Raw genomic sequence first — 24,661 nt, 5'->3', positions numbered from 1 at the left:
GCCACCACCCGGCTAAAGATCCGGCTCGAAGTCGCGCCACCGCCCGCCTCGCGACGGTTTACCACGACGTTTGGGCGCAACGGCCAGCAACCCCTGTCGGGCGTATGCGTGGGTCAGTGCGATGGCCAGCGCATCGGCGGCATCGGTCGGTGGTGGGGCATCCAGCGAGAGCAGCGCCGTCACCATATGCTGGATCTGCGCCTTGTCGGCGCCGCCGTTACCGGTAATCGCCTGCTTGACCTGGCGAGCGGCATACTCGTGCACCGGAAGGCCGTGATTGGCTGCACAGACGACCGCACTGCCTCGCGCCTGGCCGAGCTTTAGCGCCGAGTCGGCGTTTTTGTCCATGAACACCCGCTCGATGGCGAACTCCGCGGGTCGATACTCGCCTATCAGCTCGCTGATGCCAGCGTATATCCGTGCCAGCTTCTGGGCCAGATCGTCCCCCTGGATACGGATACAGCCACTGGCGACATAGCGCGGCTTGGCGGTGACGTCGATGACGCCGTAGCCGGTGATTCGCGAACCGGGGTCAATGCCCAACAGAATCAAGCGCTGGCCTCCTTTGGCCGCCTTCCCCACCGGTCTTCCGGATGACGGACCCACTGTGACGATGGAACTTGGCGGACGACCAGCATTCGCGGGCCTCGCCGAACCCCTGAAGGCAAGCCGGCGCCCACCTGGGGCGCCGGCGTCGTCGTCTCCAGCCCGCCTACTCGCCGGCGCTTTCCGGCTGCGCCTTCTGGCGCAGCCGAATATGCAGATCGCGCAGCTGCTGGTTGGTGACCTCGCCAGGGGCATCGGTCATCAGATCCGCGGCGCTCTGCGTCTTGGGGAAGGCGATCACGTCCCGAATCGTGCGCGATCCGGTCATCAGCATCACCAATCGATCGAGACCGAAGGCCAAGCCACCATGGGGCGGTGCGCCGTACTGCAGGGCATCGAGCAGGAAGCCGAATTTCTCTTCCGCCTCGTCCTTGCCGATGCCGAGCACTTCGAACACGGCTCGCTGCATGGCCTGGTCGTGAATACGGATGGAGCCGCCCCCCAGTTCGGTACCGTTGAGCACCATGTCGTAAGCGCGGGACAGCGCCGTCGACGGTGACGACTGAAGCGCTTCCGGCGAGCAGGATGGTGCGGTGAACGGATGATGCAGCGCCGATAGCCGGCCATTGTCGTCGGCTTCGAACATCGGGAAATCGACCACCCACAATGGCGCCCACTTGGCGGTATAGAGGTCGAGGTCCTCGCCCAGCTTGACGCGCAGCGCACCGATTGCCTCGTTGACGATGCGAGCCTTGTCGGCGCCGAAGAAGATGATATCGCCATCCTCGGCACCCACCCGATCCAGCAACTGCTCGACGATCCCTTCCATGAACTTGACGATCGGCGACTGCAGGCCTTCCAGCCCCTTGGCACGTTCGTTGACCTTGATCCAGGCCAGCCCTTTCGCGCCATAGATGCCAACGAACTTGGTGTACTCGTCGATCTCCTTGCGTGACAGCTTGGCGCCACCGCTGACCTTCAGCGCGGCGACCCGGCCATCGTCGGCCTTGGCCGGGCCGGAAAAGACCTTGAAGTCCACCGATTGCATCAGGTCGTCGACATCCACCAGCTCCAGCGGGATCCGCAGGTCCGGCTTGTCTGAGCCGTAGCGCTGCATGGCTTCGCTGTAGGGCATGCGCGGGAATTCCGGCAGCGCCACCTCGAGCACGTCCTGGAACAGTTGGCGCACCATCTTCTCGGTAGTGCCCATGATCTCCTGCTCATCGATGAACGAGGCTTCGATGTCGATCTGGGTGAACTCCGGCTGGCGGTCCGCGCGCAGATCCTCGTCACGGAAACACTTGGCGATCTGATAGTAGCGATCGAAACCGGACACCATCAGCAGTTGCTTGAACAGTTGCGGCGACTGCGGCAGCGCGAAGAAGTGCCCATCGTGGGTCCGGCTCGGCACCAGATAGTCACGCGCGCCCTCCGGCGTGGCACGGGTCAGGATCGGCGTCTCGATATCGAGAAAGCCGTGCTCCTCCAGATAGGCACGCACGCTGTGGGTGATGCGCGAGCGCAGGCGTAGCTTTTCGATCATCTCGGGGCGGCGCAGGTCGATGTAGCGGTACTTCAGACGCACCTCCTCGCCGACCTTGCCATGCTCGTCGAGCTGGAAAGGCGGCGTGGCGGCGGTATTCAGCACCTCGACCCGCTTGGCCAGTACCTCGATCATGCCGGTGGGCATGTTGGGATTCTGGGTGCCCTCGGGGCGGAGCCGAATGCGGCCGACGATACGCAGCACATACTCGCTGCGCGAGCGATCAGCGTTGGCGAACGCTTCGGCGGTATCGGGATCCACTACCACTTGAGCGACACCGTCTCGATCGCGCATGTCGAGGAAAATGACACCGCCATGGTCGCGGCGGCGATGGACCCACCCGCAGAGCGTGACTTCGTGATCGATCAATGACTCGTTCAATTGGCCGCAATAATGACTGCGCATGCTGGATCCTAAGATTGTGAAGCTAAAAAGGGTGAAGACGGTATTCAGGCCGACGCTTTGCTCTCGCCGCTCGCCTTGCTGGCGCCGTCCGACTTGCCGCCGCTATCGCAGGAAGTCGCCGGTTTGGCGCTATCGCCAACGAGGTTCTTCTTGCTGCCCGATTTGAAATCGGTCTCGTACCAGCCGCCACCGGCCAGCCGGAAGCCGGCCGCGGAGACCAGACGGGACAGTTCGGCACGCTCGCATGCCGGGCAATCGGTCAACGGCGCCGCGCTGATCTTCTGGAGCTTTTCCAGACGATGACCGCAAGCCTTACACTCGTATTCATAGATGGGCATGATGTCGTCACTCTCTATGAGTGCCAGGGTCGCCTGCCGGTGATCGGAGGGCTCGCTGGCGATATCCAGGCGCGCTTCTCCCGACGGGCGTCGCGCCATGCTTTAGTCGATTTTTCGTTCGTCGTTCGTCATGGCCGGTGGTCACGCGGACCTTCCCAAGCCAAGCTCGAAAGCCGCATAGTATAGCGCGTAGCGGCCGGTCGCAGGCAATATTACCGGCTGACAATGCCGATGTCGTCGTCCGCACGCCAGCGACCGCCAGGCGACGACAGCCGGAACGGAAAAGAAACAAGGAAAAGACGCATGAAAGCCGTATTTCTGGATGCCGCTTCGCTCGGTGACGACGTCGACCTCGCGCCGATCCGCACGCTCGTCGACGATCTCGTGATCCATCAGCTAACAGCCATGGACGAGAGGCTCGACCGGCTCGAGGGCGCCACCATCGCGTTGACCAACAAGGTCGTCATCGATGCCGAGTTGATCGATGCCCTTCCCGACCTGAAGCTGATCTGCGTGCTGGCCACCGGCACCAACAACCTCGACATGGTCGCAGCCGAACGGCGCGGCATCATCGTGCGTAACGTCTCGGCCTACGGCACCGCGAGCGTTGCCCAGCACACCCTGATGCTGACGCTGGCGCTGGCCGCGCGACTGCCGCTGTACCAGACCGACGTGCGCGATGGCGCCTGGCAGAGAAGCGACATCTTCTGCCTGCTCGACCACCGCACCCTGCAACTGGCCGGCAAACATCTGGTGATCGTCGGCAGCGGAGAGCTGGGCTCGGCGGTGGCCAGGCTGGGGGAAACCTTTGGCATGCGTGTCAGTTTTGCCGCCCGCCCCGGGAACGAGGCAAATGATGCTCGCCCCAGCCTGACCTCGCTGCTGGGTGATGCCGACGTGCTGAGCCTGCACTGCCCGTTGACGGAGGCGACCCGGGGCCTGATCGACCGCGAGGCGCTGGCGACGATGAAGAAGGAAGCGCTGCTGATCAACTGTGCTCGCGGTGGGATCATCGACGAGGACGCAGCGCTGGCCGCCCTCCGCGATCGGCGCCTCGGCGGACTGGCCGTCGACAGCCTGCCTGTCGAACCTCCGCGAGAGGGGCACCCCCTGCTCGATGCCCTGCACGAGCCGCTCAATCTGATCGTGACGCCGCACAATGCCTGGATCACACCGGAAGCGCGCCAGCGCGTCGTCGACCTGACCGCCGACAATCTGCGCACCTGGCTGACCGAGGAGCACGGATGATGGCGACCGAAATTCCGAGGATCTACAACTACGGTTCCATCAACATCGACCACGTCTATCGGGTTCCACACCTGGTGCGCCCGGGCGAGACGCTCTCCAGCACCAGCCTGCATCAGGTACTGGGTGGCAAAGGTGCCAACCAATCGCTGGCCCTGGCGCGTGCCGGCGGGCGCGTTGCTCACTGGGGCCGCCTGCACGAGGGCGACCGGTGGGCGCTGGAGCCGTTGACCCGTGCCGGCGTCGATACCGCGGATATCGAGCTGATCGATGGCGCCAGTGGCCACGCTCTGATCCAGGTCGACGACGACGCCGAGAACGCGATCATCCTCTACCCTGGCGCCAACCACGGCTTCGACGACGGTCGCCTCGAAGCGCTGGTCGGCTCGGCCGCCCCCGGCAGCTGGATCCTGCTCCAGAACGAGTGCAATGATGCCGGCAAGATGCTGCGCCTGGCGGCCGACAACGGCCTCTCGATCGCATTCAACCCGGCCCCGCTGTCCGCGGAGATCGCCGGCTTGCCGCTGGATCTGTGCCAGCTCCTGTTCCTCAATCGCGGCGAAGCGGCGGCGCTGGTCGGGGAGGAAGAGTCCGTCGATTCCGGCACCCTGCTCGAGGCGCTGGCCACGCATCTGCCGGACGTGGAGATCGTCCTGACCCTGGGCGGCCAGGGGGCCTGTCATCAGCATCGCGGCGAGCGCGTCACGTTGGCCGCCCACGAGGTGGAGGCCATCGACACCACGGCCGCCGGCGATACCTTCATCGGCTACTTCATGGCGGCACGGCAGCGCGGCGACGAGGTCGAACAGGCGCTGCGCCTGGCGACGACCGCCTCGGCGCTCTGTGTCCAGAAGGCTGGTGCCGAACCCAGCATTCCCGATGCGGATGCCGTCGAGAAGGCCATGGCCACCCTGCCCGCTCTCCCGGCCGAGCGTTCGACCCTCTGAACCTCTTCATCGCCGCCGCGCCGCCATTCCGACGGTCGGCGGCGCGTCAACTGAACCGACTCTAGGAATTCTCATGCCGACGCCCATCATTTTCGACACCGACCCCGGAGTCGACGACGCCCAGGCCATCGCCATCGCGCTGGCCCATCCGGATATCGAGCTACTGGGCCTGACTACCACCTTCGGCAATGTCACGATCGAGGTGGCCACCCACAATGCGCTGCTGCTCGCGGAGCTCGCCGGTCAGTCGATTCCCGTTGCCCAGGGGGCCGCCGGGCCGCTGGTCAAGCCCAAGAACCCGCCGCCGGGGCACATCCACGGCGACAACGGCTTGGGCAACATCGAATTGCCACAGGTCACTACCCAGGCGCTGAAGCAGAGTGCCGCCCAATTCATCGTCGATCAGGTCAACGCCCGGCCGGGCGAAGTCGTGCTGGTCGCCGTCGGCCCGCTGGGCAATCTCGCCGCCGCGTTGCAACTCGACCCCACCCTGGTCGACAAGGTCAAGCGCGTGGTCGTGATGGGCGGATCGATCCGCGAAGGCGGTAACGTGACGCCCGTCGCGGAAGCCAATATCTTCAATGATCCCCATGCCGCAGCCCGGGTATTGCAGGCCGACTGGCCGCTAACGCTGGTAGGGCTGGATGCGACACACCGCTGCGTGCTGGACCCGCAGAGCATGGCGCAGATCGTCGAAGCCCAGGGGCAACTGGGGAAGGTGCTGGGCGAGAGCTATGCCTTCTACCGCGCCTTCTACCAGCAGGCGCTGGGCATCGATGGCTGCTGCCCTCACGATAGCTGTGCGCTGGTGTGGCTGATGCGCCCGGACCTGTTCCGCGTCGAGCGTGGCTACCTGAGCGTGGTCACCGACGGTCTAGCCGAAGGCCAGACCCTGATGGCCCCCGAGCGGCGCGAGTTCGTCGATCCCCGCTGGTCCCAAGGCAACGTGGCGGAGGTCTGCATGAACGCCGATGGCCCGGGCGTCATCGACTGGATCGTCGATACGCTGGTCACTCCGCCCGCGCGCTGAAACCGGCTCGCCCGAGCGTCATGGAAGCGATCGGGCGAGATTCCACTGCGATTCGATACCACCGGGCACTACCTGCACGCCATCCGGAAAACGCCCGCACGCCCCCGACACAACGTTAGCAACCGACTGCCTCGCCAGCCGGGCCTGTTCCGCGCTGGTTCCTGCCTTGTCTGCCGTCGCTCGTCGATTCCCACACCGTGCTTGGCTCCCGGGTCTCAACCGGTGGTGAAACTCGCGGGTGCCGCGATCGTCGCCTCCTCGACCGTGACATCGGTAACGTCCGCAGACGGAGAGCCCTCCCATAGTTGATCGATCAGCTCGGCGATGGCGATGGCCTCGCCATGGGCGGTTACCTCGACGCGCCCATCCTCGAGATTGATCGCATGACCGGTGATGCCCCAGCGCTCCGCGTGACGACGCACATGTTCACGATAGCTGACGCCTTGGACTCTCCCGCTCACCCAGGCCTTGATCGTCCGATGAGTCATGAGATGCTTCCTCCTTTCTGATCACTTCATGGCGCACTGCCACGGCCGTATTGCGAGGAATGATGCTGCCGCCCTTGGCCAGGACATGGGTTCGGGTGAACGCCGCGCCGAACAGCAGGATCAGCGATGAGTAGTACACCCAGAGCAAGACCAGCACGACCGAACCCGCCGCCCCGTACGTCGAAGCCGTTGCCGTGTGCGCCAGATAGGCCGCGATCGCGTTACGCCCGATGATGAACAGCACCGCTGTCACCAGGGCGCCCAGCAGCACGTCGCGATAAGAGAGCACGACATCCGGCAGCACCTTGAAGATGGCGGCAAAGAACAGCGTGATCACCACGATGGACAACGCGTACTGAGCGATCTCGAGCAGAAACACGCTGCCGGGAACCCAATCCCCGGCATAGCTGAACGTCGCCTGCACGATGATGCCCAATATCAGCGACACCAGCAGCACGAACCCGATTGCCAGCACGACGGCCATCGACAGCAGACGTTTCTTGGCAAATAGAAAGATACTGTTGCGGTCCGGGTTGGGCGCGACACCCCAGATGGTATTGAGTGAAAATTGCATCTGACCGAACACCGTCGTCGCACCAATGAGCAGCGTGACGAAGCCCGCCACCGTCGGCAGGATGCCCGAGGCCTGGATGCTCGATTGCGCCACGGCACTCTCGATCGCACTGGCCGCCGAGGGGCCGAGCGTATCCTGCAGGCGGTTCACGATCTCGCCCCGGGCGGCATCCTCACCCAGCCACAGTCCCACGACGGTAACCGCGATGATGACCGTCGGTGCCAGCGAAAAGAGCGTATAGAACGCCAGTGAGCCAGCGTAGCTGAAGGCGTTGCGGTCGAGCCATAACTTGATGGAATCGCGAATGACAGCGAACCAGTACTGGCAGAAAGAGACGGCTTTGGAGTAAAGGGCTATCAAGTTGAGTTCCCTGTTGTCTGCTGTCACCGAGGGCGGCAAAGATGAACGTCAACGCCTCGACGGTGCGAGGCCTGTTGACGACACACCAGCAGTCTAGACGAGATTTCCGCATTTCCCGTGCTGGTTGGCGACACGCTACCGGTACCGGTTCACCTCATGCCCGCAGGAAATCGCTGGGGAGCTTCATCATGCGACGCCACAGCTTCTCGACACCGGGCTTGTGGACCAGCGAGCATCGATACAGGCGAATTTCCAGCGGAATATCCCAGTCGCTCTCGGCGGCGCGCACCAACTTTCCGTTCGCCAATTCGTCACGAATACAGAAATCCGGGATCCAGGCCAGCCCGACGCCCTGCAAGGCCATGCCCTTGAGCCCTTCCGCCATGGCCGTCTCGTAGACGGTCTTGAGACGCATGCGGCCGGGCTCGTTCTTGAGCAGCATTCGGACGCTGCGGCCGAGAAAGGCACCTTGGGTATAGGACAGGAACGGAATCGGCCCGTCGCCATCGAACGAAAACCTCGGTTCGCCCCCCGGATCCGGAACGCTGACGGGGATCATCTTGACCTGGCCGATGGAGAACGAGGGAAATATCTCGGCGTCCAGCTGCATGGTGGCATAGGGATCATGGTAGGCCAGCATCAGGTCGCAGTTGCCCTCCCGCAGGACGTGAATGGCATCGCCCACGTTCATGGCGACCAATCGGGTCGGCAGTTCCCCGACACCTTTCTGCAGGCGCGATATCCAGGGCGGATAGAACGCCAGTGCCAGCGAATGGGCGGCAACGATGTCCAGAGCTTCGTTGTCCATGGCGAGACCGCGGAGGTGCGCCAGGCTATCGTTGAGCTGCTCGACCATGTTTCTCGCCGTCACCAGAAAGAGCTGCCCTTCCGGCGTCAGACTGACTGGAGTCGTCGAGCGGTCCACCAAGGTGGCGCCGACGGCCTGTTCCAGCGAGCGGATGCGCCGACTGAACGCGGGTTGCGTGACATGCCGCTGACGCGCCGACGCCGAGAAACTCCTCGTGTTGGACAAGGCCACGAAATCCTCGAGCCATTTGGTTTCTAGATTCAATGGTGCCTCCCGGCAACCCTTCATGCGTTGGTGACGGCGGCCGCCATGTCAGCGGCAGTGCTACTGCACGGGCGACAGCAGGTAAGTGGCGCGCGATACTAGCTTGCGCCACAGCGGCCGCTCCTCGAGTTCGCGCTGGCTGACCTGCCGGCTGCTGGCAAAGTCCTGCTCGAGCATCTCGAAAACCGACGCCGCGAAGACCTTGTCGGGAATATAGGCGGTGACTTCGAAATTGAGCCGAAAAGACCGATTGTCCAGATTGACCGTGCCCACCATCGAGGTGTGATCATCCACCAACAGAACTTTTTGATGTAGAAAACCGGGCTGATAACGGTATATCTTGACCCCGTTGCGGATCATTTCCGGCAGGAACGCAAAGGCGGACAAGAAAACCAACAGATGATCCGGGCGCTCGGGAATCAGTACCCGGACGTCGACGCCCCTGAGCGCGGCCAGGGTCAGCGCGTCCTGGACACCGTGGTCGGGAACGAAATACGGGCTGGTCACCCAGAGGCGATGGCGCGCGCCGTGAATGGCGTGCTGAACCAGGAGACTGGCCGTTTCCCGCCCATCTGCAGGACCGGAAGGCACGATCGCCACGTGCTGGGACGCATCGGGAATTTGCCTCGGCTTCCATCCGAGCGCCAGAATGTCGCCGGTTGCCCAGTACCAGTCTTCCCAGAACGCTTCCTGCAGCGCCAGCACGCTCGGGCCCTGCAACTTCAGGTGAGTATCGCGCCAGCGTCCGTAGCGCTCGACCCGGCCCAGATATTCATCGGCGACATTGAGCCCGCCGGTCCAGCCCACGCGGCCGTCGGCGACCACGATCTTGCGATGATTGCGGAAGTTGATCTGGAATCGGTGACGCCAGCCGCGCGAGGAGTTGAAGGCAGATACCCTGACTCCGGCTTCTTCCAGATCCCTCAGATAGCCGCCGGGCAATCCTCGACTACCGATCTCGTCATAGAGAAAATAGACGTTGACGCCATGCTCTGCCTGGAAGATCAGCTTGCGCTTGAAGGCCAGGCCAATCTCGTCGGCGCGCACGATGAAGAACTGGACCAGGATATAGTCCTCGGCTCGATCGATTCCCTCGAAAAGGCTGTCGAAAGTGGCATCGCCATCGATCAGCAGCTCCGCTCGATTGCCTCGGGTCATCGGCATGCGGGCCAACTCCTCGACCGCTCGAATGCGGCCGCTGACGGCCTCCGGGCGCGAAATGAACGACTCCATGTTTGGTCGATAACGCTGAAGGACCTGACGCAGCACGGTGTCCCGCTCGCCCCGCGCCGAGACATAGCCGTAGAACCTCGGCCGGCCGAATGTCCAGAAAATCGGCACGGCAATATAGGGAAAACTGATCAGCGTCACGATCCAGGCAACGGCACCCTGCGAGGTGCGGCTGGACATCAGCGCCATGATCGCCGTGGCGATTCCAGCCACGTGAGAAACGAACAACAGCCAGCCGATCAGCAAGGTCATGTCCGACATCTTCCGCTACGCTGCATTGTCGTCTTCTCCGCCAGAAATCGTCAGCCTAACCAACATCATACCGAAAAAAGGAGAGAGCCCCACAGGGGCTCTCTCCTTTACGCGTCCTGCTGACGCAATAGCGGCCGACTACCCTCGCCGACGGGCTCCGTCACTGACGTTCAGACCCGTTCGGCGATGATCTCCTGCCACTTGGCAGGCCCCGTCTGGTGAACCGATGTCCCCAGATGGTCCACGGCCACCGTGACGGGCATGTCTTCGACCTCGAACTCGTAGATCGCTTCCATGCCCAGGTCGTCGAACGCGATCACCTCGGCCTTCTTGATCGCTTGGGCCACCAGGTAGGCGGCACCACCGACGGCCATCAGATAGACTGCCTGATTGTCGCGAATCGCCTCGATAGCCAACGGTCCGCGCTCGGCCTTGCCGACCATGCCCAACAGGCCGGTCTGCTCGAGCAGCGTCCGCGTGAACTTGTCCATCCGGGTCGCCGTGGTGGGCCCCGCCGGTCCGACCACCTCGTCACCCACCGGATCGACCGGGCCGACGTAGTAGATGAAGCGATTCTTCAGGTCCACCGGCAGCGACTCGCCCTTGGCCAGCATGTCTATCATTCGCTTGTGTGCGGCATCCCGCCCGGTCAGCAGCTTGCCCGACAGCAGCACGGTATCGCCGGGCTGCCACTCGCGCACGGCTTCCGGGGTAATCTCGTCGAGATTGACTCGCCGCACGCCCTCGCCCACCTCCCAGGTAATCTCGGGCCAATCGTCGAGTTTCGGTGCTGGCAGCACCGCCGCGCCGCTGCCATCCAGCGTGAAGTGCACGTGACGGGTCGCGGCGCAGTTGGGGATGATCGCCACCGGCTTGTTGGCGGCGTGAGTCGGGTAATCCTTGACCTTGATGTCGAGCACCGTGGTCAGACCGCCCAGTCCCTGAGCGCCGATGCCGCTGCGGTTGACCTTGTCGAACAGCTCCAGACGCAGCTCCTCGGCCCGATTGTTGGCACCGCGCGCCTGGAGCGCCTGAATGTCGATCGGGTCGAGCAGCGCTTCCTTCGCCAGTTCCATGGCCTTTTCTGCAGTGCCGCCGATGCCGATGCCGAGCATTCCCGGCGGACACCAGCCAGCGCCCATCTTGGGTAGCTGTTCCAGCACCCAGTCGACCACGTTGTCGGAGGGATTGAGCATCGCGAACTTGGATTTCGCCTCGCTGCCGCCGCCCTTGGCCGCGACGTGAATCTCGACCGTGTCGCCCGGCACCAGCTTGTGATGAATCACCGCAGGCGTATTGTCGCCGGTGTTCTTTCGCTTGCCATCGGGGTCGGCCAGCACCGACGCGCGCAGCACGTTATCGGGCAGCAGATAGGCGCGGCGTACCCCCTCGTTGACCATCTCGTCGAGACTCAGGTCGGCTTCCCAGCGAACGTTCATGCCGACGTGGACAAAGACCGTGACGATGCCGGTGTCCTGGCAGATCGGCCGATGGCCGGTGGCGCACATCCTGGAGTTGATCAGGATCTGGGCGATGGCATCGCGCGCCGCGGGATTCTCTTCCCGCTGGTAGGCCGCGTGCATGGCATCGATGAAATCCTTGGGGTGATAATAGGAGATGTACTGCAGCGCATCGGCCACGCTCTGAATGAGATCCTCCTGGCGGATCACGGTCATCATCGGTCTCCTGCTGGTCACGGTAACTGCCCGACGGATCGATCGTCCGCGGGTCGGTAGCTTCGAGGGGGCCAATCATACCCCAGCGAATGAAAATTGGCAGGTTGAGCTTGGATCAGTCATGCAAGATAACGGTATAAAATCGAGTGCCCCTGCTAGCCCAAAGCAATAGGGCCTGCCTATCATTCCGGCTGACAGACGGGGCAGCGATAGAGGCGCCGGGAGGCAACGGCTTCGCGAACGATGGTCGAACCACAGGCGTGGCACGACAGGCCCTCGCGGTTGAAGACGGCGAACCGCCACTGGTTGCGATGCTCCCCGGCCCGCTGCAAGCGCCTGCGCCATGCGGGACGATTGGTGACGCCGGCTTGTCGATAGGCCTGCTGGATCGTGGCCAGGATGACGCACGCCAGTTGCTGGCGCTGCTCGGACGTCAGATCCCGGGGACGCTTTCCCGGCGACAACCCGGCGTAGAACAGGATCTCCGAGCGAAGGTAGTTGCCGATACCGGCGTAGAAACCCTGATCCAGCAGCAGCCCGCCAAGCCCCCGGCCCGCGAAGCCGGAGTCCATCAATCGCGCCTCGATATCTCCCGCCGAGATGTCGTGAGTCAGCAGATCCGGCCCCAGGCGGGCCAGCAATGGCTGCTGCCGAATGGTCTCGGTGGTCCAGAGCGAGATGTCCGAGGCGCTGTAGAGACTGGCGGCGTGGGTCGCGGTCGTCAGCCGGGCACGTAGCGTCCGCCCCGAGGTCGGCGCGTGGCCGCGACGGTGAATACGCCAGACGCCATAGAGCTGGTTGTGGGAGTAGAGCACGTGCCCATCACTGAAGGTGATCAACAGCGCCTTGCCCCAGCAGTCGACCGCCGTCACCCGGCTTCGGCCCAGGCGCCCGGCCATGGACGCGATCTCGGCAAAGGCGAACCAGGTGTGGATCAGCGGTCTGCCGACCAGAACCTTGCCCAGCCGATCCGCAACGCGACGTATTTCCGGTCCTTCCGGCATTCGAGCGCTTCCTGACCTCGCCTATCCCAGCTCCAGCAGCCTGGACTTGAGCGTCTGCAACTGGTCGCGCAGCTTCGCGGCCTGCTCGAATTCGAGATTCTGGGCCGCCTCGTGCATGCGATCCTCGAGCTTGCTGATCTCCTTGGTCAACTGCGGCGCACTCATTTTACCCAGGGCCTCGCGGGTGTAATCGCCCGGGGCTTCCGCCACCAATTGCTCGGTGCGCTTGCGTCCCCCCTTACGGCTGCCGGGCGCCTGTGCCCCTTCCATGATGTCGGCCACCGATTTGGTCACGGTCTTCGGGGTAATGCCATGGCGCTCATTGTGCGCAATCTGCTTGTTGCGGCGGCGTTCGGTTTCATCCATCGCCCTCCGCATCGAATCGGTGACTCGATCCCCGTAGAGAATCGCCTTGCCGTGGGCGTTACGTGCCGCCCGGCCGATGGTCTGGATCAACGAGCGCTCGGCGCGCAGGAAACCCTCCTTGTCGGCATCGAGAATGGCGACCAGCGACACTTCGGGAATATCCAGCCCCTCGCGCAGCAGGTTGATGCCGATCAAGACATCGAATTTACCCAGGCGCAGGTCGCGGATGATCTCGACCCGCTCCACCGTGTCGATATCCGAGTGGAGATAGCGAACGCGAATGTCGTGTTCGTCGAAGTACTCGGTCAGGTCTTCCGCCATGCGCTTCGTCAGAGTGGTGACCAGTACTCGCTCGCCGACGTCGACGCGCAGCCGGATCTCGGAGAGCAGGTCATCGACCTGGGTCGTGGCCGGACGCACCTCGATCTGCGGGTCGACCAGGCCGGTCGGGCGCACGACCTGCTCGACGACCTGCCCTGCGTGCTCCGCCTCGTAGGGGCCGGGCGTGGCCGAAACGAACACCGTCTGCGGCACGATGCCCTCCCACTCCTCGAAGGTCATCGGCCGATTGTCCAGCGCCGACGGCAGGCGGAAACCGTACTCCACCAGCGTCTCCTTGCGCGACCGGTCACCGCGGTACATCCCGCCGACCTGCGGCACGCTGACGTGGGATTCGTCGATGAACAGCAGCGCGTCGTCCGGCAGATAGTCGAAGAACGTCGGCGGCGCATGGCCGGGTGGGCGTCCGGAGAGATAGCGGGAGTAGTTCTCGATACCGTTGCAGTAGCCGAGCTCGAGCATCATCTCGATATCGTAGAGCGTGCGCTGCTCCAGCCGCTGCGCCTCGACCAAGCGTTCGTGCTTGCGCAGGTACTCGAGTCGATCCGCCAACTCCTGCTTGATCGATTCGATCGCGCCAAGGATGGTATCCCGCGGCGTCACATAGTGACTCTTGGGGTAGATGGTCATCCGCGGCACCTGCCCGCGTACCTCCCCGGTGAGTGGATCGAACAGCCGGATCGAATCGATCTCGTCGTCGAACAACTCGACTCGCACGCCTTCATCCTCGGCGTCCGCGGGGAAGACATCGATGACGTCGCCGCGGACCCGATACGTGCCGCGGCGGAAGTCGGCATCGTTGCGGGTGTACTGAAGTTCCGCCAGCCGGCGCAAAAAGCTGCGCTGGTCGATCTGCTCACCCCGATTGAAGTGCAGCCGCATCTTCATGTACTGCTCGGGGTCGCCCAGACCGTAGATCGCGGAGACCGAGACCACGATCAGTGCATCGCGACGCTCCAGCAATGCCTTGGTCGCAGACAGCCGCATCTGCTCGATATGGTCGTTGATCGAGGCGTCCTTCTCGATGAAGGTGTCGGAAGACGGGACATAGGCTTCCGGCTGGTAGTAGTCGTAGTACGAGACGAAATATTCGACCGCGTTGTCCGGGAAGAAACTCTTGAACTCGCCGTAGAGCTGGGCAGCCAGGGTCTTGTTCGGCGCCAGCACGATGGTCGGGCGCTGCAGCGTCTCGACGACATTGGCCATGGTGAAGGTCTTGCCCGACCCGGTGACGCCGAGCAGCGTCTGATGCGACAGCCCGGCACCCAGGCCGCGGACCAGCCCCTCGATGGCGGCCGGCTGGTCACCGGCCGGACGATACTTGGATTGAATCTTGAAAGGTTTGTTCATGATGACTAATTAGGGTCCAAACGATCGTCATTCAAGGGCAACATGTGACTTCGAGTGCCATCGCTCAGGACGAGCCACGATCACCGTGCGCTAAATCCCGATTTCAGCGCCTCCACTGCCGCGATCAGCGCGTCGCGGCTGGCACGACCTTCCACCTCGGCCCATTCCCGGCCGATATCGACGCTTTCGACACCATCCACCATCATCAGGGCGGTGGTGACGCGATTGAGGTCTTCCGGCGTCGATACGCCGCTCAGCGTGAGGTTGATATGGGGCATGCGAGACTCTCCACGACGGTCTTCCACGGCGATATTCAGGCAGACAAGCATAGCCTAGGGCCCGCTCGCACGATACGCCGCGAGCGTCGTTGCTGCGTCAAAGACGTTCAGGCAACGCCGCTAAGTGCTGTTGCCTTATCCCGTCCCGCAACGAAGACTGAGCGTATTCGACGAGCACCCCGAAGATGCGGGCCGCGTGGAATAGTCGAGAACAGACCCTGCACGCCATTTGCGCGACCTGGCGTTGCAATAGCCGGATATCGCCGCCATCTTGAGGCGAGACAACACGCTCTGGTACCGCCCACGCCGGTACCGACAACCGCTTCACAGGAGGCATCGGATGGACGATTGGCTGGCATATCTCACGGCCTTGGGCGGGCGCCAGTCGAATGAGCACGACTGGGTGTTTCCGAGCGACGATCACGGCTCCGCCAGTGACAGTGCGCATCTGGTACCGCTCACCCACTTGAGCATTCTCGAATGCGACGGCCCCGATGCGGCTCGCTTTCTGCAGGGGCAGACCAGCGCCAACGTCGAACACGCGGATGGCGACTTCGCGCCCTTGACCGCCTTCTGTACGCCGAAGGGGCGCATGATCGCCAATGCCGAGGTGCTCAAGGTCTCCGCCGAGCGCTACTGGCTGCTGCTGCACGCCTCGCTGGCCACTCCGCTGGCGACGCACCTCGAAAAATACGCCCCTTTCTATAAGGTGAAGCTGAGCCATCGCCAGGATCTGGCCCTGATCGGCATGATCGGGCGCCCCGAGCCGTGGGCGACCGCTGCCGGCCTGCCCGACCTGCCCCGTCTCGACTGGCACATGACCCAGCAGGACGGCATCGTCGCCTTGCGCCAGCCCGCCGACCAGCCCCGCGCGATGCTGACCCTGCCGGCCGCCGAGGCCGCAACACGGTGGGAGTCGTTGAGCCGGTCCGCCAGCGCCGCGAATACGGTCCTGTGGCGACGTGCGGATATCGGTGCCGGCGTCGCCTGGCTCACCGCCGATCACAGCGACGCCTTTCTGCCGCAGATGATCAACTGGGAAGCCTTGGGCGGCATCAGCTTTCGCAAGGGCTGCTACACCGGCCAGGAAGTGGTGGCAAGGGCGCATTTCCGGGGCCAGGTCAAAAGGCGCCTGCGGATCGCCTCGCTGGAAGGCAGCTCGCTGCCCGCCATCGGCGAGGAGATTCGCAACGCCGAGGCCAAGCGCGTGGGCGAGATATTCCAGGCAGTCAACGACGACGACTCCGATTCATGCGCCGTCCTGGCCGTCCTCAACACCAGCCAGGACGAGGAATCGCCACTGTTCGTCGGCGAGCGTGACCTGGTGCTGCGCGAGCTGCCCTATCCGCTCGAACGTCTCGATCCCGAGTCCGTCGTCGGCGGGACCGCGACCGCCTGACGACGACAGCGCCCACTCAGGGCGACGCCGCCTCAAGCCGGAAGATCCGGTGGGTATTGTCCCAGGCGTTGGCGGCGACCCAGTCTCGATCCTGGCTCCGCAGCAGCGCGACACGGGCCAGAATCTCGTCGAGATGGGCGGGCTCGTTGCGCTGCCCCTGACGCCCGGCCAACGGCATGTCGGGGCTATCGGTCTCGAGCACGAAGCCGTCGTCGGGTATCGCCCTTACCGCCCGATGCAAGCGCTTGGCGCGATCGTAGGTGACGCCGCCGCCGAGCCCGAGCCGGTAGCCGAGATCCACGAAACGCCTGGCCTGTTCCGGGCTGCCACCGAAGGCGTGAATCAATCCGCGCGCCGGAAGATCGAGCTGCTTCAGCCGCTTGGCCACTTGATCATCGGCGTGGACGCAGTGGACGATGACCGGGAGTCGATACCGCTTCGCCAGTTGCAGCTGCGCTTCGAACAGCTCCCATTGATGCTCCAGCGTCGCCTCGAATCTGGCGTCGATCCCGCACTCGCCGATGCCGACGAGTCGATCGCCACGCGCCACGACCTCCTCCAGCGCCTCGAGATCAGTGGCAGCGTGCTGAGCCACGAAATAGGGGTGCAGCCCGAGCGCCACGACCACGTCGGCGCGCTTCCCCAGGTTCAACACCGCCCGCCAGCGATCACGCGTCGTGCCCGGCACCATGAAACGCGAGACGCCGACCGCGTGGGCACGTTCGAAAACGGCTTGGCGATCGGCGTCGAAACTGTCGAAATCGAGGTGACAGTGGGCGTCGAACAGCATGACTCAGGTCGCGGCCGTTCCTTGCGGCTCGACGTCCGACACCGGCAGGTCGGCGGTACAGTGGCCACATTTGGTCGCCTTGACCGGAATCGTCATGAAGCAGTGGGGGCAGGCCTTGTCCGTCGGCGCCTTGGGAGCAACGGCCTCCTCGCGCTTCATCCGGTTGATGCTGCGCACCAGCAGAAACACCACGAAGGCCACGATGATGAAGCTGATCACAGCGTTGAGAAACAGACCGTAGTCAAGGGTGACGGCGCCGGCTTCCTGGGCTGCGGCGAGCGAGGCATAGGGCCCCGCCGTCCCGCCTTCCTTGAGCACGATGAAGAAGTTGGCAAAGTCGACGCCGCCGATCAGCAGCCCCAGGATCGGGTTCATCACGTTCTTGACCAGGCTCTGCACGATCAGCGTGAACGCACCGCCAATGATGATACCCACCGCCATATCGACGACATTGCCCTTGACGGCAAACTCTCGGAACTCCTTCAGGAATTTGGAAGCCATCGACATTCTCCTTTTCTGGTCGATCGCACGACGCTTGTGAGGGGGGCCGCTGTCCACAGGGCCGCGACGCTAGTCAGCATGGCCCAACCGCCCGGGAGCGGCAAGATGAAATCGCCTCGCCCGGGCAGTGCCAAAACGGCCGTATCTCAGTGCTCGCGGGTGGCCCGGAACTCGATCTCCGGCCAGCGCTCCTGGGTCATCTGGAGATTGACCCGGGTCGGTGCCAGGTAAGTCAGGTAGTCTCCGCCATCCAGCGCCAGATTGGCGCTACCCTTGCGCTTGAACTCGTCGAGTTTCTTTGCGTCCGGACAGTAGACCCAGCGAGCCGTGTTGACGTTGACGGGTTCGTAGAGGCAGTCGACCTTGTACTCCTCCTTGAGCCGATGCGCGACGACATCGAACTGCAGCGTACCGACCGCACCGACGATCAGGTCGTTGTTGTCCAGCGGCAGGAAGACCTGGGTCGCGCCCTCCTCCGAGAGCTGCTGAAGCCCCTTCTGCAGCGCCTTCATCTTCAGGGGATCGCGCAACCGCACCCGGCGGAACAGCTCCGGCGCGAAGTGCGGAATGCCGAGGAAGCGCATGTCCTCGCCGGCGGTGAAAGTGTCGCCGATCTGGATCGTGCCGTGATTGTGCAGACCGATGATGTCGCCGGGCCACGCCTCCTCGACATGGGCACGGTCGGAGGCCATGAAGGTCAGCGCATCGGCGATCTTGACCTCCTTGCCGATCCGGACGTGACGCATCTTCATGTTGCGTTCGTACTTGCCGGAACAGATTCGCAGAAACGCCACCCGGTCCCGGTGCTTGGGATCCATGTTGGCCTGAATCTTGAACACGAAGCCGGAGAAGCGGCCATCTTCGGCGACCACTTCCCGCGTATCGGTCTCCCGCACCTGGGGCGTCGGTGCGAACTCGACGAATCCGTTGAGCATTTCCCGGACACCGAAATTACCCATCGCCGTGCCAAAGTAGACCGGCGACAGCTCGCCGCGACGGTAGGCTTCCAGATCGAACGGATGGGACGCGCCTCGCACCAGTTCGACCTCCATCCGCAGCTCTTCCGCCGCGCTCTCGCCCAGTACCCGGTCGACCTCGGCACTGTCCAGCCCTTCGATGCGCTTGTCTTCCGGGATCCGGTTACCCTGGCCCTGGGTATAGAGATGGATAATGTCGTCGTAGAGGTGATAGACCCCCTTGAACTGCCGGCCCATGCCGATCGGCCAGGTCATTGGCGCACAGGCGATGTTGAGGACCGTCTCGATCTCGTCCATCACCTCGATGGGATCCCGGGTCTCGCGATCCATCTTGTTGATGAAGGTCAGGATTGGCGTGGTACGCAGCCGACAGACCTCCATCAGCTTGATGGTACGGTCCTCGACACCCTTGGCCGCATCGATGACCATCAGCGCCGAATCCACCGCGGTCAGGGTGCGATAGGTGTCCTCGGAAAAATCCTCGTGCCCGGGGGTGTCGAGCAGATTGACGATGCGCCCGTTATAGGGGAACTGCATCACCGAGGTGGTGACGGAAATGCCGCGCTCCTGCTCCATCTTCATCCAGTCGGAGGTGGCGTGGCGCTCCGCCCGCTTGCTTTTGACCGAGCCGGCCAGTTGAATGGCGTTGCCGAACAGCAACATTTTCTCGGTAATCGTCGTCTTCCCCGCGTCGGGGTGACTGATGATGGCGAAGGTGCGGCGTAGGGCCGCTTCCTGGGCGAGCTGAGCATCGGACATGAAAGGCTTCACTGACTGGGGCGACGCTCGTACGGCATGGCCGGGAGGTCGCGGGGAATCGAAGATGGCGGCGATTGTACGCGCTGATCCCGCAGAGTTGTAGCCGCCTGGCCTGCCAGACGCCGCCCGCCGGCCCTGCGACAAATGGACACTGCCCTTGCCATCCCGCCAGCCGTGTCCGGGCTCACGCCGCTTCCCGGCATTGCGTTAATATGTCGACGACGCTGGCGGCGCTGCCGAGCCGGCCCATCGTCGCTGCTGGCAACCTCGACGCCGTCACCCGACTCGATCCCGGAGAGACCATGCTGCAACCGCTTCCGCTCTCGACGCCGAACCGCAACCTGGTTCGCCTGACGATCGTCCGCGGTATCACCTGGACCGGTTTCCTCGCCGCGATCATCTTCGGCATCGAGGTGCTGGGGTTCCAGTTGCATGTTCTTCCGGTCATCAGCGTCATCGTGGCCATGGGCCTGTTCAACGTGGCGACCTGGTGGCGGCTGGGCCGGCCCCGCGCGGTCACCGATACCGAATACCTGCTGCACTGGTTGGTCGACATCGCTGGCCTGAGTCTGCTGTTCTACTACACCGGGGGCTCGAGCAATCCCTTCATCACCTACCTGCTGGTACCGCTGGGGATCGCCGCCGCCACCCTGCCGTGGTCCTACGCCTGGGTCATCGCGATAGCGGCCACCGCCAGTTACACCACCATGATGCTGGTCTATGAGCCGGTCCCGCAGTTGACCAACAGCACGGTCGTCTTTGGCGTCCAGTTGCATACCCTGGGCATGTGGCTGAACTTCATCCTGTCCGGCAGCCTGTTGACCTTCTTCATCTTCAAGATGGCGCATACCCTGCGTCGACGCGACCTGACCCTGTCGCGCACTCGCGAGGCGGCGCTGCGCAACGAGCAGATTCTGGCCGTGGCGACCCAGGCTGCCGGCACGGCGCATGAGCTCGGCACGCCACTATCGACGATGGCGGTTCTACTCAAGGAGATGCGCCACGAAGCCAGCGACCAGCCATCGCTGGTGGAGGATATCGACCTGCTGCGCCATCAGGTCGATACCTGCAAGCAGCGCCTGCAGACCCTCGTCGCCAATGCGGACCGACGGCGCCTGGAGAAGCCCGAGACGCTTCGCGCCACCCCCTGGCTCCAGAACCTGATCCAGCGCTGGCTGGTGCTGCGCCCCGACGTCAATCACCGCCTGGAAGTACTCGGCAAGCGCGGTCAACCGACCATCGCCGTTGACGCCACGCTGGAGCAGGCGATGATCAACCTGCTCAATAACGCCGCCGATGCCAGCCCCGACGCCGTCGTCACCAGCCTCGACTGGAACACCGACGAGGTAGTCATCGACATCCGCGACTGTGGCCCGGGCGTGCCGATGTCGATCGCCGACCAGCTGGGCGACACTTTCATCTCGACCAAGAGCAAGGGCATGGGAATCGGGCTGTTCCTGACCCACGCCACCGTCAACCGGTTCGGCGGCGGCGTGAGCCTCTACAACCACGAGGAAGGCGGCACCCTGACGGAGGTCAAGCTCCCCCGCATCAAGGTCGGCGAGAGCGTGTAGCGCTGCTGTCGATCGTCAATCATTCGCCAAGGAGAACCACCGATGAGCGATCCGGAACGTCTACTGATCGTCGACGACGACGAACAACTCTGTTTCGTCATGGAGCGCGCCATGCGGCGCCGGGGCTACGATGTGGTCGTCGCCCATACTCATGACCAGGCCCTGGCGGCAGCGAAGGAGGCTCCACCCGCGCTGGCGACGCTCGATCTGAAGCTGGAGTCGGACTCCGGCCTGAAGCTGCTCCCGGCACTGCTGGAAGTGGCGCCCGCGTGTCGCGTCGTGGTGCTGACGGGCTACTCGAGCATCGCCACCGCCGTGGAAGCGATGAAACTCGGTGCCGTCAATTACCTGTGCAAGCCAGCCGACGCTGATGAGATTCTGCAGTCGCTCGAGCGCGAGAGCGGCGACGTCGACGTGGAAATCGCCGATAATCCCCCCTCGGTGAACCGGGTCACCTGGGAGCACATCCAGAAAGTGCTGCATGAACACGATGGCAATATCTCCGCAACAGCCCGGGCCCTGGGCATGCATCGACGGACCCTGCAGCGTAAACTCCAGAAGCGCCCGGTACGCCACTAACACGTCGCGGCCCGCCGTCACCCCGGCATCGCGCTGCGCCGACCGGGCTCACCGTATGGGTCCGGTCGCCGCCGCCATGCAGACAGGTTTTCCGTTCGTCCCGGCGACTCCATCGATCGCCGGGATCACGCCATTTCCCCGACAGGAGTTCAATGTGGACCACCCCCAACGCCTCGACTCGGTGATCCGTATCGCCCGACAGGCCGGCGACATGATCGTCCAGGCTCGCCGGAAGCAAAACTTCTCCCACCAGTACAAGGGTGGTGACGAGTTGGTGACCGAAATCGACGTCGCTGTCGATCGCATGATCGCCGGCGAGCTGGAGGCTCTGTTTCCGGGAGAGGCACGATTGACCGAGGAGCTGACCCCGGACCGCAGCCAACTCGAACAGGACGGCCCGCTGTGGGTCGTGGATCCCATCGACGGTACCGTCAATTTCGCCTATGGCCACGCCCATGTCGCCGTGTCGATCGCCCTGGCGTTCAACGGCGAGGTCCAACTCGGCGTGGTTCACGCCCCGTTTCTCGGTGAGACCTTCACCGCCGTGCGTGATCAGGGCGCCCACCTCAATGGCGAACCGATGGCGTGCAGCCAGTCGGAAACCCTCGAGAGAAGCCTGATCGGGACAGGCTTTCCCTACGCTCGCGACAAACGTGGTCCACTGGTCAAGCGCTTGAACCATGTCCTGCAAGCCTGCCGCGACGTGCGCCGCAACGGCTCCGCCGCGCTGGACCTCTGTCATGTCGGCTGCGGCCAGCTCGATGCCTACTATGAAAGCGTCTCGCCCTGGGATTTCGCCGCCGGACTGCTGATCGCCCGCGAAGCCGGCGCGAAGACGAGCCACCTCTACGAATGCCCCCGGAATCTACCGGTGGAACTCTACGGCGAAAACCTGCTGGTCACGGCGCCGGGCATCCATCGGGCGCTGGGGGATCTGCTGCGGGATGCCGACGCCGGACGACGTCTCGAACCATAGCGGCTTGCAATGATGAACGTAGAGAGACTCTATTGGGCCGAGCGGGTTTAATACGAAAGAATAACCCCCATCTTTTTCCAGGCCTTACACCCATCCAATTGCCTTTCCCAGCAACAGGAGACATACGATGCTGACTGTTATTTTCGGCCGTCCCGGCTGCCCTTTCTGTGTTCGCGCCAAGGAGCTGTCGGAAAAACTGAAGGAAGCGCGAGACGATTTCGATTTCCGCTACATCGATATCCATGCGGAAGGCATCACCAAAGCCGACATGGAAAAGACCATCGGCAAGCCGGTAGAGACCGTGCCGCAGATCTTCGTCGACCAGACCCACATCGGCGGCTTCACCGAGTTCGACCAGTACGTGCGGGACAAGGCGCTGATGCCCGAAAACGCCTGACGGGAAACGGCGCCCGACGCCACGACAGACACTTCAGAAGCCGGCATTCGCCGGCTTTTGCCGATTCGGCTCGCGAAAGGCACGCGCCTGCGGCGACCCTGCAAGCTCATGCCGGCTGCAGTTCGGACTCTTCCTGTGCGTCTTCCAGCTCCCCTTCCAGATTCAACTCGTACTGGTGGGGGCCATACCGCGGGTCCAGCTCGTTGATGTAATGCGTCGATTCCACCATCGGTACCAGCGGCGTGTACGGCTCCTGCTCTTCCGGCGCCTTGACCGGCTCGCGTCGCCACAATCGGTAGGCGATGAACAACGCCAGACCCAGCGCGGCCGCGCCGAGGAACAGCCAGAGGCCATCCGGCCCCACGCTATGCATCAGTAGCGACGCACTGAACGGCCCGACGATGGAGCCCACGCCATAACACATCAGGACTTTCGCATTGGCCTGGATGGTCTCTTCGGGCTCGAGCCAGTCATGGGTGTGGGCCAGGCTCAACGAGTAAAGGGTGTGCAGCATCGCGGTGTGGAAGCTCGCGACGAAGACCAGCAACCAGTAACTCGATCTTGCGGCAAACACGATCAGCACGCCGGATATCGTCATCACCAGCGCCATGCACAAGATGACCTTGCGGCGGTCGAAGCGATCAGAGACCCTTCCCAGCGTCCACTGCGCGATGAGCGCCACCAGCGTGGTGATCGACATGAATTTCGCGGTCTGGGCGGTCGTGAGGCCGATCTCCTGGCCATAGTAGGGGGTCATCGCGAAGAAGGCCTGGACCATGAGCCCCGCCACGAAAGCCCCCACCAGCCCGACCGGCGCCCGAGCCAGCAAGGTACGCAGCGAAATCTTGGCGGACACGTCGTGACTGCTGCGCAACGGCCCCTGGATACGATGGATCGAGAGCGGCACCAGCGATAGCGCGAACAGGACACCGGCCACCGAAAACAGCACGAAAGTGGCCGGATCCGCCATGTTGAGCATCCACTGGCCGCCCGCCAGGGAGAGCGTCGAGATCACCAGATACCAGCCCAGTACCCGCCCCCGGTTCTCGTTGGTGGACTCTCCCGAAACCCAGGATTCCATTACCATCAGCAGCCCCGCGGTCGCCGCGCCGCCAAACAGCCGCCAGACCAGCCATGCCCAGGGATTGACCCAGAGTCCATGGAGCATCGCCGTCGCTGCCAGTAGCGCAGCGCAGGCAGCGAACACGCGGATGTGGCCGACGCTGCGTATGCGCTTTTCCAGCCAGTAGCTGCCCGCGACGAAGCCCAGCGAGAAGCAGGACATGAGCAGACCCGCCATCTGGGAAGGAAACGCCTCCAGCGACATGCGCACACCGAGCAGCGTCATGATCAGTCCGTGCCCCAGCAGGAAGCTGATTTCACACAGGAATAGGATCGGCAGGGTCGCGGGTAGTGAACGCAACGAGGTTCTCCATGGTTCGACGGCAATAGGTGAAACCCGACGCATGGGCATCGACTCGAGTCGAAGAGCGCCGAATTTCGAGAGCAGAAGGCAACGGCGGCGGCAGTCTATCAACTCGAAGCGGCTCTTGCCGAGACCACTCGTCCAGCCAGCATTACCGGGGGCCGACACGAATTATTCACATCTTCTGTGGATAACACTGTGCATTTCCGGTGACCGATGGCGATGGCTGCCGACCCTACC

Annotated in this window: 23 protein-coding genes; 8 read left to right on the top strand and 15 right to left on the bottom strand. The window is 63.5% G+C overall.

The features are described from left to right. Window positions 1-12: 12 nt before the first annotated feature. The 3 genes from ruvC to DOM54_RS11000 all read right to left on the bottom strand — a co-directional run bounded on the left by ruvC (window position 13) and on the right by DOM54_RS11000 (window position 2,832). The gene (gene ruvC, locus DOM54_RS11010) at window positions 13-552 is read right to left on the bottom strand and encodes a crossover junction endodeoxyribonuclease RuvC (protein ID WP_240613867.1); all 540 of its coding nucleotides are present in this window, start codon (window positions 550-552) and stop codon (window positions 13-15) included. Between the two features lie 160 nt (window positions 553-712). Beyond that, window positions 713-2,494, bottom strand: a complete 1,782-nt coding sequence (gene aspS, locus DOM54_RS11005) for an aspartate--tRNA ligase (RefSeq protein ID WP_110716348.1) — start codon at window positions 2,492-2,494, stop codon at window positions 713-715. A 44-nt stretch (window positions 2,495-2,538) separates the two neighbouring features. Next, window positions 2,539-2,832, bottom strand: a complete 294-nt coding sequence (locus DOM54_RS11000) for an FmdB family zinc ribbon protein (protein ID WP_110716670.1) — start codon at window positions 2,830-2,832, stop codon at window positions 2,539-2,541. 303 nt (window positions 2,833-3,135) lie between these two features. Here DOM54_RS11000 and DOM54_RS10995 point away from each other — a divergent pair, with 303 nt between their 5' ends. The 3 genes from DOM54_RS10995 to DOM54_RS10985 all read left to right on the top strand — a co-directional run bounded on the left by DOM54_RS10995 (window position 3,136) and on the right by DOM54_RS10985 (window position 6,054). Next, a complete protein-coding gene (locus DOM54_RS10995; protein ID WP_110716347.1) occupies window positions 3,136-4,080 on the top strand; it encodes a D-2-hydroxyacid dehydrogenase in 945 nt (314 codons plus the stop codon). After that, window positions 4,077-5,024 (top strand): ribokinase, encoded by a 948-nt coding sequence (locus DOM54_RS10990; RefSeq protein WP_240613866.1) that lies wholly within the window; start codon window positions 4,077-4,079, stop codon window positions 5,022-5,024. The genes DOM54_RS10995 and DOM54_RS10990 overlap by 4 nt, the downstream gene beginning before the upstream one ends. A gap of 73 nt (window positions 5,025-5,097) precedes the next feature. Further along, the gene (locus DOM54_RS10985) at window positions 5,098-6,054 is read left to right on the top strand and encodes a nucleoside hydrolase (protein WP_110716346.1); all 957 of its coding nucleotides are present in this window, start codon (window positions 5,098-5,100) and stop codon (window positions 6,052-6,054) included. A 215-nt stretch (window positions 6,055-6,269) separates the two neighbouring features. Here the strand turns inward: DOM54_RS10985 and DOM54_RS10980 are convergent, their stop codons facing one another. The 8 genes from DOM54_RS10980 to DOM54_RS10945 form a co-directional block, all read right to left on the bottom strand. After that, complete coding sequence (locus DOM54_RS10980; protein ID WP_110716345.1) at window positions 6,270-6,542, bottom strand: acylphosphatase; 273 nt, start codon at window positions 6,540-6,542, stop codon at window positions 6,270-6,272. Then, window positions 6,481-7,422, bottom strand: a complete 942-nt coding sequence (locus tag DOM54_RS10975; RefSeq protein WP_420852751.1) for a YihY/virulence factor BrkB family protein — start codon at window positions 7,420-7,422, stop codon at window positions 6,481-6,483. The genes DOM54_RS10980 and DOM54_RS10975 overlap by 62 nt, the downstream gene beginning before the upstream one ends. 208 nt (window positions 7,423-7,630) lie before the next feature. Further along, on the bottom strand, window positions 7,631-8,548 hold the full coding sequence (locus tag DOM54_RS10970) for a LysR family transcriptional regulator (protein WP_110716344.1): 918 nt from the start codon (window positions 8,546-8,548) through the stop codon (window positions 7,631-7,633). 60 nt (window positions 8,549-8,608) lie between these two features. After that, complete coding sequence (gene cls / locus DOM54_RS10965; protein ID WP_420852744.1) at window positions 8,609-10,039, bottom strand: cardiolipin synthase; 1,431 nt, start codon at window positions 10,037-10,039, stop codon at window positions 8,609-8,611. Window positions 10,040-10,200: 161 nt separating this feature from the next. Continuing rightward, a complete protein-coding gene (locus tag DOM54_RS10960) occupies window positions 10,201-11,706 on the bottom strand; it encodes a fumarate hydratase (protein ID WP_110716667.1) in 1,506 nt (501 codons plus the stop codon). A gap of 182 nt (window positions 11,707-11,888) precedes the next feature. Further along, window positions 11,889-12,710 (bottom strand): endonuclease VIII, encoded by an 822-nt coding sequence (gene nei, locus DOM54_RS10955; protein WP_110716342.1) that lies wholly within the window; start codon window positions 12,708-12,710, stop codon window positions 11,889-11,891. Window positions 12,711-12,731: 21 nt separating this feature from the next. Beyond that, window positions 12,732-14,765: an excinuclease ABC subunit UvrB gene (gene uvrB, locus DOM54_RS10950; RefSeq protein WP_110716341.1), complete on the bottom strand. Its 2,034-nt coding sequence runs from the start codon at window positions 14,763-14,765 to the stop codon at window positions 12,732-12,734. Between the two features lie 80 nt (window positions 14,766-14,845). Then, window positions 14,846-15,043, bottom strand: a complete 198-nt coding sequence (locus tag DOM54_RS10945) for a heavy-metal-associated domain-containing protein (RefSeq protein WP_110716340.1) — start codon at window positions 15,041-15,043, stop codon at window positions 14,846-14,848. Window positions 15,044-15,314: 271 nt separating this feature from the next. On the opposite strand from DOM54_RS10945, the gene ygfZ reads away from it, so the two are divergent. Then, on the top strand, window positions 15,315-16,442 hold the full coding sequence (gene ygfZ, locus DOM54_RS10940) for a CAF17-like 4Fe-4S cluster assembly/insertion protein YgfZ (protein ID WP_276309676.1): 1,128 nt from the start codon (window positions 15,315-15,317) through the stop codon (window positions 16,440-16,442). Between the two features lie 16 nt (window positions 16,443-16,458). Here the strand turns inward: ygfZ and DOM54_RS10935 are convergent, their stop codons facing one another. The 3 genes from DOM54_RS10935 to DOM54_RS10925 all read right to left on the bottom strand — a co-directional run bounded on the left by DOM54_RS10935 (window position 16,459) and on the right by DOM54_RS10925 (window position 19,469). Further along, on the bottom strand, window positions 16,459-17,232 hold the full coding sequence (locus DOM54_RS10935; RefSeq protein WP_110716338.1) for a TatD family hydrolase: 774 nt from the start codon (window positions 17,230-17,232) through the stop codon (window positions 16,459-16,461). 3 nt (window positions 17,233-17,235) lie between these two features. After that, on the bottom strand, window positions 17,236-17,733 hold the full coding sequence (mscL, locus tag DOM54_RS10930) for a large conductance mechanosensitive channel protein MscL (protein ID WP_110716337.1): 498 nt from the start codon (window positions 17,731-17,733) through the stop codon (window positions 17,236-17,238). Between the two features lie 146 nt (window positions 17,734-17,879). Continuing rightward, window positions 17,880-19,469, bottom strand: coding sequence for a peptide chain release factor 3 (locus DOM54_RS10925; RefSeq protein ID WP_110716336.1), 1,590 nt, complete (start codon window positions 19,467-19,469; stop codon window positions 17,880-17,882). A gap of 302 nt (window positions 19,470-19,771) precedes the next feature. Between DOM54_RS10925 and DOM54_RS10920 the strand changes: the two genes are divergently transcribed. The 4 genes from DOM54_RS10920 to DOM54_RS10905 all read left to right on the top strand — a co-directional run bounded on the left by DOM54_RS10920 (window position 19,772) and on the right by DOM54_RS10905 (window position 22,995). Next, window positions 19,772-21,043 (top strand): ATP-binding protein, encoded by a 1,272-nt coding sequence (locus DOM54_RS10920; RefSeq protein WP_110716666.1) that lies wholly within the window; start codon window positions 19,772-19,774, stop codon window positions 21,041-21,043. Between the two features lie 42 nt (window positions 21,044-21,085). After that, entirely contained in the window at window positions 21,086-21,622 is a 537-nt protein-coding gene (locus DOM54_RS10915; protein WP_110716335.1) for a response regulator transcription factor, read from the top strand. A gap of 154 nt (window positions 21,623-21,776) precedes the next feature. Further along, on the top strand, window positions 21,777-22,598 hold the full coding sequence (locus DOM54_RS10910) for an inositol monophosphatase family protein (RefSeq protein WP_240613864.1): 822 nt from the start codon (window positions 21,777-21,779) through the stop codon (window positions 22,596-22,598). A gap of 127 nt (window positions 22,599-22,725) precedes the next feature. Then, on the top strand, window positions 22,726-22,995 hold the full coding sequence (locus DOM54_RS10905) for a GrxA family glutaredoxin (RefSeq protein ID WP_110599582.1): 270 nt from the start codon (window positions 22,726-22,728) through the stop codon (window positions 22,993-22,995). Window positions 22,996-23,101: 106 nt separating this feature from the next. Here the strand turns inward: DOM54_RS10905 and DOM54_RS10900 are convergent, their stop codons facing one another. Then, window positions 23,102-24,418, bottom strand: a complete 1,317-nt coding sequence (locus tag DOM54_RS10900) for an MFS transporter (RefSeq protein WP_110716334.1) — start codon at window positions 24,416-24,418, stop codon at window positions 23,102-23,104. Window positions 24,419-24,661: the final 243 nt, after the last annotated feature.

The organism is Salinicola acroporae (assembly GCF_003206615.1).
Classification (GTDB): Bacteria; Pseudomonadota; Gammaproteobacteria; order Pseudomonadales; family Halomonadaceae; genus Salinicola; species Salinicola acroporae.
This window is presented reverse-complemented; position numbering and strand designations above follow the sequence as displayed.